A 12497-nucleotide genomic window follows, 5' to 3' on the forward strand; every position below is an offset into this window, starting at 1 on the left:
AGGCATAGCCTTTGCAATTATGAATTTGTGTGTGGCGTTTGTGGTCTTGTCAGATAAAAACCAAATGAAGCAGAAATTTGTATGAAAAACACTGTATTGATAGTAGAAGACCAGTTTATTGAGGCAAACAACCTTCGCAAGATGCTGGAACATGCCGGTCACCGTGTATGTTCCATTGCGCAGTCGGTTGAAGAAGCGCTCAGGACCCTGCGTTCAGATATGCCGGACCTGGTATTGCTGGATATCTCCTTAAAGGGAGATAAAACCGGAATAGACCTGGCCCCTGCCCTCAAGAGTCGCAATATCCCGTTTATCTATCTTTCAGCCAATTCAGATGAAGCTACCTTTAAACTTGCCCGGCAAACCTCACCCTATGGATTTCTTGTAAAGCCATTCCGTGAAAAGGACGTGCTGGCAATGCTTGAAATAGCCGCAGATCTCCATGCGGAACATCGTTCACTGGCACGGGTTTCCAGAATGCAAAACACCAGGGCCAATGCCAAAAATCTGAGTCCAGGCAACTTTGGTATGTCGGGAAAGAGCTCTGGACTCAAGGATCTGAGTCGCCTGATACAAATTGCCGCTGCAGCTGAAAGCCCTGTACTGATTCTGGGTGAAAGCGGGACCGGAAAGGAGCTGGTAGCCCGTGCTATTCATGACCATTCAGCACGTCAGGTAAAGCCTGTTATTATCGTAGATTGTGCCGCCCTATCTCCCACGCTTATAGAATCCGAGCTTTTTGGTCACGAGAAAGGAAGCTTCACCGGTGCGGTAGAAAAGCGCACAGGTAAATTTGAGCAGGCAGAGGGGGGAACCATTTTTCTTGATGAAATCGGAGAGATGCCGGTTGAAGTACAATCAAAATTGCTGAGGGTACTGCAGGAAAAAGAGATTTGCCCTTTGGGCGGACAACGTAAAAAGATAGATGTCCGGATTATCGCAGCAACTAACCGGAATCTGGAAGAAGAAATTACCGCGGGCCGCTTCAGACTTGACCTCTACTATCGCCTGTTTGTTTTCCCCATAGAGCTATTGCCGCTGAGGGAAAGAAAGGCCGATATTTTACCAATAGCGGAACATTACCTGCAAGTCTTCGCTGCTGCAAACCATAAAAGTATTTCCGGATTTACAGATCCTGTACGGAAGGCGTTGCTCGAACATCCATGGCCCGGAAATATCCGGCAGCTGATGAATCTCGTCGAGCGGTCGGTTTTGCTGTGCGATGCTAACCTGATAGAAAAGGTAGTGCTTCCGGTATCCAACCAAGCTGTCGCTGCTGGTACACGGACTGTAAAATCAATTACAGAAAATGAGCGTGATCATATCCTGAATGCGCTGACGAAAAGTAAATGGAAAATATATGGCCCGGGCGGCGCGGCGGATCTTCTTGATATCAACTCGTCGACCCTGAAATCAAGGATGACCAAACTCGGTATTTTTAAGAAGATCGGGTAATGGCACTCAGGGTAGTAATTGCACTGCTGATTGTAGCTGCCGGTTTGCTGTACAGGCAACTCATGGTAGCTGGAAAAGTGAAAAGAGAGATCTCTCAAAAAAATGAGATGCTCAGCAAGATGGCTGCCGAAAACGACTGGCTGTTGAAAGAACTGCACCATCGTGTTAAGAATAATCTTCACACAGTGATCTGCTTACTGGAATCACAAGCCCAGTATCTGCAGGATGATGCTTTAAAAGCCGTGGAGGATAGTCAGCACCGCATTTTTGCAATGTCGCTCATCCATCAGAAACTGTACAAAACGGAACATGTGGATACGATTGATATGACAGAATACATTCCCGAGCTTGTGAATAACCTGCAAACAGATTTTGGTGTAGAGGGATTTATCAGCTTTGCCTTTGATATTGACCCGGTGACGCTGAATATTTCATATGCCATTCCCCTGGGTCTCATCATCAATGAGGCAGTAACCAATTCCATCAAATACGCTTTCCCGGTTCAAAAATCTGCTGAAATTCAAATTTCATTAACCGGGGAAAACCAGCTTATGATCCTTCAGATCCGGGACAACGGCATAGGTCTAAGGGGAGATCCTTTGCTTACTGAATATCAATCGATGGGTATAGAGTTGATGAAGGGTCTGAGCGCAGAAATCAATGCGAGTATCAAATTCGAGAACCTGAAAGGAACACGAATCACGATCAGCTTTTTGCCTTCCAAGCAGTTTCCTTCCGGTTATCACCAGATTTAATTTCGGTATCACCAAAATCATGAAATACCATGTTTTCATGAGGGGTGCTATTGGTTTATTCATCTGTATATCAAATGATTATTTGAACGGCACAGGCTTTGTATTTACAGTCTGAGAGCCATCAAAAGGACGATTAAACATTAACATCATTGATATGAATTACTTCCAAAAAAATACAGCAATTATGGATCTGAAAGAGCAGGTGCTTAGCTATGACATGATTTTCATTAAGGAAGATCTTTTGTATTTACCTAATAACATCCTGCTTGCTCCGAGAGAAAAGAATATGCTGGAAAGCAGGGAGCTTGCTGACGCTTCACAACGAGAGTTGCCGGAGGATATCAAAAAGACAAAGACAAGTTTTCTGGTATTCAAACATCAAAAATACACCACGGTACAGACAAATGATATCGCATTTTTCTTCATCCGGAACGAGACTGTATCAATGATGTGCTTTGATGAGCAAGAGTATTCCCTTAATCAGTCTCTTGACCAGATTATGAACTCTGTGTCTTCATCACAGTTTTTCCGCGTAAACCGTAAATACCTGATCAATTTTAAAGCGATCAAAGAAGTGGAGCATTATTTCCTGCGTAAACTCTTTGTGAGACTACTGATGGATACGCCGGACAAATTACTGATCAATAAAGAAAAGACTAATGTTTTTCTATCCTGGATGGGCGACAGGTAAGCACAGGATTTTCATGACAGATAATTCCCGGTTGGGAGCTCAATATGTCTGACTGGGCTAAGAAGTGATGGACCTCAGCTGATTTGACAGTTACTTTTGAATCAAAAAAATAGTATGAAACCGATCAAATTGTCAATAATAGGTGCTGCATTTGCGCTCCTTATCGTTACCGCAGCTTTGGTTAACAATAGCTTTGCATCTAAAACAAACAGAAGTGTCGTAGGCGATGGCTTCGCAGTACTGGAACTGTTTACCTCAGAAGGCTGTTCCAGTTGTCCGCCAGCTGATGAACTGCTGGCACGTATCCAGCAGGAAGCGGGCGACAGGCCTGTGTATGTCCTGGCTTATCATGTAGATTACTGGGATCATCAGGGCTGGAAAGATGTTTTCGGAAGCTCCCAGTTCAGCAAACGCCAGTATCAGTACAGTCAGCAGTTCTCAGGTTTGGTTTACACCCCGCAGGTGATTGTAAACGGAAAATCAGAGTTTACCGGCGGCGACGAAAATGCCGCAGAATGGGCACTTAAAAAAGCCCTGAGTGCTAAACCCAATGAATCAATATCCCTGCAGGGACAGCAAACCGGCAGAGAGATGAAAGTGGATTTCCAGCTGGAAGGCAATACGAAAGGCAATAAGCTCATGATTGCTGTCGTAGAAAAACACGCCGTAAGCAATGTGACCAGAGGCGAAAATCAGGGCAGGACATTAAGTCATGCGCAGATTGTAAGAAAGCTGTACACTTTTAACCTTCAGGATGAAAAGAATGGTTCGCAACAGTTTGAACTGCCCGCAGGATTCAATGTAAAAGACTGGGAGATCGTGGGCTTTCTGCAAAATACTGGCAGCGGGGTCATCAATGCTGCAGGCAGGGCTAAACTTTCCTCTTCTCCTGTCACAGCTCAATAATATTTATTCACAAAAATCATATTCTCATGGAAGCAACAGTAAAACCATTCAACACCATTAAACTGCTCATCATCGTAGCATTATTAAGTACCTGTCAGCTGCTGAGCCTGAGCCATACCGCTCATGCACAGAAGGCAGCAGTAAAAAATATTGTGCTGGTGCATGGCGCATTTGCCGATGCATCAGGCTGGAAGGCAGTGTACGAGATCCTCACAAAAAAGGGATATCATGTGAGCATGGTACAAAATCCACTGACCTCGCTGGCAGCTGATGTCGCAGCTACAAAGAGTGTTCTGGCGCAACAGGATGGGCCAGCAATTCTGGTGGGCCATTCCTGGGGTGGTACGGTCATTACCCAGGCGGGCGCAGATCCAAAAGTAGCAGCACTGGTATATGTAGCCGCTTTTCTTCCTGATGCGGGAGAAAATACAGTAAAATGGGTCTCTGCAGCGCCACAGGCACCAGAGGCAGGATTTACAGCTCCAGACCAGACGGGCAGGGTATATTTTGAACCTGCAAAATTCCACAGTGGCTTCTCTGCTGATCTGTCAAAAGAACAGAGCGATTTTATGAGGGATTCACAGGCACCGATCGTCGGTCAATGTTTTGCAGAAGCGGTAACTGTCGCTGCCTGGAAAACAAAGCCAAGTTATGGAATAGTGGCTACAGAAGATAAAGCAATAAACCCCGGAACCGAGCGCGAAATGTATCAAAGGGCCAAAGCAAAAATAACGGAGATCAAAGGCTCACATGTAGTATTCATCTCGCAGCCTCAAGCGGTAGCTAAAGTAATCATGGAAGCTGCAGATGCATCCTGATCTAAAGTAATATCAACGAACTAATAGTAAACAATTCAAATAATATATCACAATGGCTAAGACAATTTTTATTACCGGTACCAGTACCGGCTTAGGTAAATTCACAGCACAATATTTTGCTGAACAAGGTTGGAATGTAGCGGCAACAATGCGCAGTCCTGAAAAAGAAACAGAGCTCAGTATATACGAAAACGTTAAAATTTTCAAACTGGATGTCACAGATCCTGTACAGGTGGCTGAGGCTGTAGCAAAGGCGACAGCAGCATTTGGGAAAATTGATGTGGTGGTCAACAACGCAGGACAAGGCACATATGGTGCGCTCGAACTGATCGCCGAGGACGCTATCGATGCCCAATATGCCGTAAATGTACGTGGGCCGATCAACGTTACAAGAGCTTTTATTCCACACTTCAGAGCTAATGGTGGTGGCAAGTTTATCAACATCAGTTCCTATATGGGATTATTCACCGCCGTGCCGCTGGGCTCATTGTATAACATGTCCAAGTTTGCTTTGGAAGGCTTCACCGAGGGTCTTTATTACGAACTGAAACCTTTAAATATCGACCTTCATTTGCTGGAGATTGGTGGATTTAAAGGAAATAATTTTGTAAATAATGTAACCTGGGGCGAGAGTTCAGAAATCAAAGATTATGATGCGATCACCACAAAACTCAAAGGTTTGATGGGAAACAGGGATAATGCCATGCTTTCGGAGCCACAACTGATTGTTGATGAGATTTTCGCCATCGCTACAGGTGCGAACAACAAATTCAGAAACCTGGTAGGTGAAGATACCAAAGGGCTGCAGTCCATGAGAGATTCTCTTCCGCTGGAAGAGTTCCTGGAGAAAATTGATGCGATGTACAAGTAATCCAAAAGATATCTGCGGTGGCCAATGCTGCCGCGGATATTCATTTACAACGGCTAGCCCAGGCCAAAAATCATCTCCAGATTTTCGAAGATAGCCACAAAGTCTTCAATAAAGATCAGCAGAGATAACTTTCCGGATTTAATCTGATTGGGCAGGTATCCAAAATACTTTTTAAAGGCACTGCTGAAATGCGTGGCATACTTATATCCCGTCTTTTCTGACACCTCTGCAATCGTAATATCCTTTTCGATCAGCATGCGCTTTGCCCAGTCCATCTTGTACTGATTCAGGTAGCCGAAAACCGTGGTGCCAAAGGCAAGCTTAAAATTACGCTTCAGGTTAAACTCATTTGTACCCACCCTGTGGGCCAGGCTGCGCAGCGAGATCTGCTGCGTAAGATCTTCTGTCAGGATTTCTTTTACTTCATACATCTTCTGAAGTTCCTCCTTTTTAAGCTGCAGGGAGGGAGTATTATCTTTCAGCAACTCAAACTGCGAGATCTGCAGTACCAGCAGTTCCAGGATCTTGGACTCCAGGAAGAGCTTTTCACAGAATCCGGTGTGGGGGGATGTTTTAAGGGCTTGCAAAATGGAACTGATCTCAGGCGTGATATGCAGGTTTGATGCAGAAAATACTGCCGGCTCATCCTGGTCGATGCCGTTGCGCAGGTTTTGATAACCGGAATGCTCTGCCGGAAGATATCCTGAAAGAAAAGAATGATCCATGCTGATAAACATCACTTCATGTTCCTCAGTCTTAACCTGCAGACTAAGTTTTTCGTTGATCAGCAAAATATTGTGTTGTTTTTCGCTAAAGGTAACAGCAGCTTTCCTGGAACCCGGCAAATATCCATTCACTCTGCCTTTCAGAATAAAGATCATGTGCATGCAGTAATTCCTGGAAGCCCTGCTCAAAGCCGCTGTAATGCTGCTGAATGAAGAATGAGAATCGGAATGCTGCAGGGAAGTCCCTCTGTTTAAACTGAATAGATGCGTTGAATTTTCTCCGTTTAGCGTTATTACTTCTCCCGATTGCGTCATATGTGGCCTATATCTTTGCAGCGAAGTTATTCTTATTAAGATCGCTTCTAAAGAATCTACTAAAAAAGTTACAACAATTAATGAGACGCTCCTTACTTATCATTTTATTTATTTTCTTACATATAATAGTATATGGCCAAACCGGAAACCTCTCCGGTAAAGTATTTGATGACAATAATCATGTCGTTCCCGGTGCTACAGTAAGTATCAAATCTTTAAACAGGGTGGTAGCAACGGATGAAAATGGCGCATATCATATCGACAATCTAAAGTTTGGAACGTATAAACTGATGATCAGTTCAGTAGTTACGGCTGTTCAAAGCTTTGATGTTAAGGTTTCTTCAGCTCAAATGATTTTTAATGCCAAGGTAAAAGCGACGAAAGACAAAGAGCTGAACCAGGTGACGGTACAGGGAGCAACGGAGAAAAGGAAGATAGAAACGACTGGATTTGCGGTCAATGTCATAGATACCAGGGAAGCTTCCCTAAGAAATCTGCAGACCAACGAACTGCTGGACCGTACTGTAGGGGTCAGGGTAAGGCAAAACGGCGGACTGGGATCAGAAGTGGAGTACAACCTGAATGGGATGACAGGAAGATCTGTCGGCATTTTTATCGATGGTATCGATATCTCCACTTATGGATCGTCATTCAACCTGAATAATATTCCTCCGGCCATGATCGAAAGGATAGAGGTGTACAAGGGCGTTTTACCTTCTCATTTGTCGGGCGACTTGCTTGGGGGGGCCATCAATATCGTAATGAAAAAAGGTACGGGCAACAACAATATTGTACTTTCGACTTCTTATGGTTCTTTCAATACTACGCAATCTGATGTGAGCGGCATGTACCGTAATGCCAAAAATGGATTGACAGCAAGGGCATCCGGGTTCTACAGTTACTCAGATAATGATTATGAAATATGGGGGCGGTTCTCTAAAAATGTAGAACCTAACGGGGTGGTCACCAGGAACCACCGTGCCCGTCGTTTCAATGATGCGTACCGGGCTCTCGGGGGACGGTTTGAATTGGGATTTACCGATGTAAAATGGGCAGATGCATTTTTCCTGGGCTACAATGGCTCGGATTCACACAAGGAAATCCAGCATGGACAAACCATGGGAACTCCATATAAAGGCAGATTTGCTGATGCAAAAGCGAATGTGTTCAACCTGACCTATAACAAAAGAGACCTGCTGACCAAAGGTTTGAACCTGCAGTTCAACGGGGTGTACAGCGAAAGAAATACTTATCTCCAGGATACGGTGAGTTGGTTGTATAACTGGGATGGCCAGATTCGCCGCGACCTTAACGGAAACCTGATGCGTACCCGCGATGGGGCACAACAGGGTATTCCAACGATTACCTCGATCGACAGGCAAATTACGAACCTGAGAACCAACCTGAGTTACGATATTTTTGCAGGACACCGGCTTTCATTAAACCATGTCTATTATGACATTGACAGACAGGATGAGAACCTGCTGGTTTTTGTAGGCGACAATGCGGTTAAGGGCTCCAATGATCTTTCAAAGAACGTTTTCTCCCTGAACTATGAAGCACAATGGCTGAATAACAGGCTGACTACAAATATTTTTGGGAAGTCATACCAGCAAAAGATCGGTAGGGTTAGCCCTATCGTGACCGTCGTCAACGGGCAGAATGTAGTGAACATGGAAACGATCAGCGACAGTAGGACAGCGACGGGCTATGGTCTTGCAGTGTCCTATGCGTTAACTCCAAAAGTGATTCTGATCAGTTCAACGGAGCGTGCGGTAAGGATGGCGGCCGACAATGAGATCTTTGGTAGTCCGGATGAGAATATCCAGGCCAATCCAACATTAAGACCGGAGATCAGCGACAACTTTAATGCTGGCTTTAAACTGGGAACGTTCGACTTTAGTGGTCACAGACTTTCATTATCAGGAAACGCATTCTGGAGAAATATCAAGGACAGGATCATGCGCCGAGCAAATACGCTGCTCAATGATCAGGAAATTGAAGTATCTCCCTTTGTCAACCTCGGCAAGGCGCAGTCGAGGGGATTTGAGGGAGAGCTGTCCTACAACTACAAAAAGCTGAATGTGCTCTTCAATTTTTCCAAATTCAATTCCCTGTACAAAATACAGTTTGATCCGGCTACCGGCCAGCAGCTGGACTACTACAACAAACAGATTCCTAACGAGCCCTTCTTTACCATGAATGGAAATGTTCAATACAGAATGGATAACCTGATACAGAAAAAATCAATGGTAAACCTGTATTACACCATTGGATATGTAGCTCCCTTCAGGACAATCTGGCCTGAATCGGAATGGTATACTACTCCTGCACAATATGCGCAGAACGTAGGCTTCAGCTATGGCTTCCCCAACAGGAAGTTCCTGGTCAGCTTTGATGCTAAAAATATCCTGAACGCCGAGATCTATGACAATTTCGGAGTGCAGAAACCGGGCAGGGCCTTCTATCTCAAACTTAACTATACAATCAATAAATTTTAACCCTATACGACAACGACTATGAAGATGAAATTCTTTACTATGATGATCTGCAGTGCTGCTGCACTTACTTTCTCGCTAAGCAGCTGTAAAAAAGATAATAATGGCGATAATCCTGACGAAACGCAGGCTGACCGCTGGGTAACGGTATCAGGTGCGCTGATGCAGGATGAGCCTGGAGATGGTGATGGTGGAACAATGATTTACAGCTTATCTGCTGCGGATGCAAAGAACCCCAACATCTCTGTCAACGTATTTGACAACGGTATGCATGTGAAATCATCGCGTACTGCCCGTTTGCAGGCATCTGCCGATGGTAACTCTATCTACAACATCCAGTATACAGGTGATGACGGAGGTAACTTCAACAAATACCTGGTAAAAGGTGGTAAAAACTTTACCATTGATGGCGCAGAGGTACAAACAAAGGATTATGTAACAACCTCTCCACGCTGGGTGAAAGCTGCTGAAGGTATTGGTGTGGCGGTAAACGTTGCTGCTGTAACTTCAGTATACGAAGGTACAAGCCCAAACTTTGTGTTTAAGCACAGAAGAGGTACTGCAAGTATCCTGAGCCTGGATCTGAACAACCCAAAGATTCTGACCACAACAAATTTCCCTTTGGCGATGTCTGCTGAAGATGAAGCTGCAGGTTACAATATCGGTCGTTTAGATGCTCCGGTAATTAATAAAGCAGGAAATAAAGTGTTTATCGGCGCCCAGGTAAGTAAAGTAAATCCTGCGAGATTCACGATTGCAGCGAATGGAACTCCAACGTTCACGGCTGATAATGCTACGAGAACAGGATCAAAAACTTTGGTGCTTGACTATCCCTCACTGACCAATCCAAAAATCATTACTTCTACACAGGCTGTAGGTAATACCAATGGTTACCGCAGTACGATGTTATACGTAGGTACTGATGGAAACGTTTATCAGGCAAGTCATGGTGAAGGTGTGGGTAAAGGTGGTTCGAAAATCTTAAGAATCAGTGCAACAACTAACGATTATGATAATTCCTACGTACTGAACCTGGATCAGGCGCTAAGTGTGTCTGACAGCTATATCGAAACCTGGAGATATGTAGGTGATGGTATTGGTTATGTGATCTACAGCCTGGTAAACAGCGCAGGAACCCGCACGGGGGGATATATTGCACGTGTCGACCTGAATGCAAAAACGGCTACCAAAGTGAGCATCCCTGGTGAAGCAACTTTAAGCTTTAACCAATACCAGAATATTGCTGTAAATGGTGATGATGTAATGATCGTGGTAACCCCTATTGGCCAGGATGGAAATATCTATATCTTCAACAGAAAAACCGGTGCGATGACTGTTGGTGCTAAACTGATCAACAAAGCAGGTAACCGTTATATCGGAGTATACTAATTTATCCCTCAAATCTTTTAGTAAAAGCAGATGTCGTTTAATGCGGCATCTACTTTTTTGTTTACTATCAAATCATAAAGATGAAAAAACTATTTGTAGCACTATTGAGCATGTTTTCCCTCGCTGCCAGCGCACAGCAGAATACGCTGCTGACGCCTGCTTTCTGGCAGGGTAAACCGGATGTCGCTGCCGTGAAAGCTGAAATTGAAAAAGGAAACAGCCCTTCACAGCTGAACGCGATGAGCTTTGATCCGGTGGTGATGGCGATCAATGCTGATGCATCGGATGAAACGATTAAATTCCTGCTATCACAGCCAGGTAATGACGTAGCCAAAGTAACGCACGACAGCAGGAACTACCTGCACTGGGCAGCAATCAGGGGTAATACGAGCGCGATGGATTATCTGTTGAGCAAAGGCGCAAAAACAAATAACGAAGACAGCCATGGTTTTACACCGGTACTTTTTGCAGCCGGAAGCGGACAGCAGAATACGAAAGTTTACGACCTGCTGATCTCCCGCGGTGTGGATCTGAAGAAGAGCCTGAATGCTGATGGTGCAAATGCATTGCTGATCGCTATCGCCAATGATCCCGAGCTGTTGCTGACCAATTATTTTGTTTCCAAAGGACTGGACCTGAACAGTACTGATGCTGCGGGCAACAACGCGTTTAGCTATGCAGCAAAATCCGGAAATATCGGTCTGCTAAAAAAACTACAGCAAAAAGGGATCAGACCAAATGAGAATGCCATGCTGATGGCAGCTCAGGGTTCCAGAAGGGAAGCAACGAAGCTGGAAGTATATCAGTATCTGGAAAGCCTGAAGCTGAAACCAACAGTAACCGGTAAAGACGGGGCTAATGTCTTACATGCGGTTGTGCGCAAGCCTAAACAGGAAGAAGTAATCGCTTATTTCCTGTCGAAAGGAGTAAATGTGAACCAGGCAGACGAAGATGGAAATACAGTGTTGATGAATGCTGCTGTTTCGAACCGAGACACTGCTGTTTTTGCGATGCTGCTGGCAGGGGTAAAAGACATCAACCTGCAGAATCAAAAAGGGATGTCTGCCTTGAGCCTTGCTGTTCGTGGAAATTCATCTGAAGTGATCAGTTTCCTGATCAGCAAAGGTGCTGATGTAAAAGTGCTGGATAAAAAAGGCAACAGCCTGGCGTACTATGCCATTGAATCTTTCCGCTCGCAGGGCGGAAGAGGTGGTGGTGGCGGTCGCCCGGGACAAGATGACTTTGCTTCAAAGATTAAACTGCTGCAGCAACATGGTCTTGACTTTAAGGCTCCGCAGGAAAATGGCGATGGTTTGTATCACCTTGCGGTGGCCAAAAACAACCTATCCCTGCTGAAAAGCCTGGAGCCGCTGGGACTGGACGTAAACGCGAAAAACAAAGAAGGAATTACAGCATTGCATAAGTCGGCGATGATCGCCAAAGACGATACAGTGATGAAGTATCTTCTTTCTATTGGAGCCAAAAAAGATGCACAAACAAACTTCGAGGAAACTGCCTTCAGTTTAGCCAGTGAAAATGAATCGCTTACCAAAAATAATGTATCCGTTACCTTCCTGAAATAATGATGTCAAATTTATATAAAATAACAGTTGTTCTCCTGTTGATGATCTGTGCCAGACCAGATAACGCTGCGGCACAGGGCGGCAATAAATATAAGTGTATGATCCAGATGACCAATTACATGGGCGACGGAGCCTACATTGTCATCTCGCTGATCAACAGCAAGGATGTTTATGAGAAAACCCTGTACGTGATGGGCGCGGATAAAAAATGGTATAAAACCCTCAAAGAGTGGAACAAGTTTTACCTGAAAAAACCAAATATCAGCGCCATCACCGGTGCCTCTGTAACTGGGGGCGACCGCAGTGTAAATGTCATTGAGATTGACCCCTCAAAGATCAATGCGGGTTACAAACTGAGATTTGAAAGTGCCGTAGAGGATCAGAAATACCATGTCAAAGACCTGGAAATTCCCCTGACTACGGCGGCATTGGCTGCGAAAAGCGAAGGAACCGGTTATATCCGGTATGTGCGTTTCAGCGCTAACTAATAA

The 12497-nt window shown here is 44.7% G+C and carries 11 protein-coding genes; 10 read left to right on the plus strand and 1 reads right to left on the minus strand.

Annotated elements, in window-relative coordinates:
• Positions 1-81 precede the first annotated feature (81 nt).
• The 6 genes from OQY15_RS14415 (at position 82) to OQY15_RS14440 (ending at position 5496) form a co-directional block, all read left to right on the plus strand.
• On the plus strand, positions 82-1455 hold the full coding sequence (locus OQY15_RS14415; protein ID WP_265792487.1) for a sigma-54 dependent transcriptional regulator: 1374 nt from the start codon (positions 82-84) through the stop codon (positions 1453-1455).
• Positions 1455-2210, plus strand: coding sequence for a sensor histidine kinase (locus OQY15_RS14420; RefSeq protein WP_265792488.1), 756 nt, complete (start codon positions 1455-1457; stop codon positions 2208-2210). The genes OQY15_RS14415 and OQY15_RS14420 overlap by 1 nt, the downstream gene beginning before the upstream one ends.
• Positions 2211-2364: 154 nt before the next feature.
• Entirely contained in the window at positions 2365-2901 is a 537-nt protein-coding gene (locus OQY15_RS14425) for a LytTR family DNA-binding domain-containing protein (RefSeq protein ID WP_265792489.1), read from the plus strand.
• A 114-nt stretch (positions 2902-3015) separates the two neighbouring features.
• Positions 3016-3807 (plus strand): DUF1223 domain-containing protein, encoded by a 792-nt coding sequence (locus OQY15_RS14430; protein WP_265792490.1) that lies wholly within the window; start codon positions 3016-3018, stop codon positions 3805-3807.
• Between the two features lie 26 nt (positions 3808-3833).
• Positions 3834-4625, plus strand: coding sequence for an alpha/beta hydrolase (locus OQY15_RS14435; RefSeq protein WP_265792491.1), 792 nt, complete (start codon positions 3834-3836; stop codon positions 4623-4625).
• 52 nt (positions 4626-4677) lie between these two features.
• Entirely contained in the window at positions 4678-5496 is an 819-nt protein-coding gene (locus OQY15_RS14440) for an SDR family oxidoreductase (RefSeq protein WP_265792492.1), read from the plus strand.
• A 53-nt stretch (positions 5497-5549) separates the two neighbouring features.
• Here OQY15_RS14440 and OQY15_RS14445 read toward each other — a convergent pair whose 3' ends face one another.
• Complete coding sequence (locus tag OQY15_RS14445; protein WP_265792493.1) at positions 5550-6536, minus strand: AraC family transcriptional regulator; 987 nt, start codon at positions 6534-6536, stop codon at positions 5550-5552.
• A gap of 80 nt (positions 6537-6616) precedes the next feature.
• Here OQY15_RS14445 and OQY15_RS14450 point away from each other — a divergent pair, with 80 nt between their 5' ends.
• The 4 genes from OQY15_RS14450 (at position 6617) to OQY15_RS14465 (ending at position 12494) form a co-directional block, all read left to right on the plus strand.
• Positions 6617-9037 (plus strand): TonB-dependent receptor, encoded by a 2421-nt coding sequence (locus OQY15_RS14450; protein ID WP_265792495.1) that lies wholly within the window; start codon positions 6617-6619, stop codon positions 9035-9037.
• Between the two features lie 24 nt (positions 9038-9061).
• Entirely contained in the window at positions 9062-10423 is a 1362-nt protein-coding gene (locus OQY15_RS14455; RefSeq protein ID WP_265792499.1) for a hypothetical protein, read from the plus strand.
• 80 nt (positions 10424-10503) lie between these two features.
• The gene (locus tag OQY15_RS14460) at positions 10504-12006 is read left to right on the plus strand and encodes an ankyrin repeat domain-containing protein (protein WP_265792501.1); all 1503 of its coding nucleotides are present in this window, start codon (positions 10504-10506) and stop codon (positions 12004-12006) included.
• A complete protein-coding gene (locus OQY15_RS14465) occupies positions 12006-12494 on the plus strand; it encodes a DUF2271 domain-containing protein (protein WP_265792502.1) in 489 nt (162 codons plus the stop codon). The genes OQY15_RS14460 and OQY15_RS14465 overlap by 1 nt, the downstream gene beginning before the upstream one ends.
• Positions 12495-12497 lie beyond the last annotated feature (3 nt).

This window comes from Pedobacter sp. MC2016-15 (assembly GCF_026239695.1).
Classification (GTDB): Bacteria; Bacteroidota; Bacteroidia; order Sphingobacteriales; family Sphingobacteriaceae; genus Pedobacter.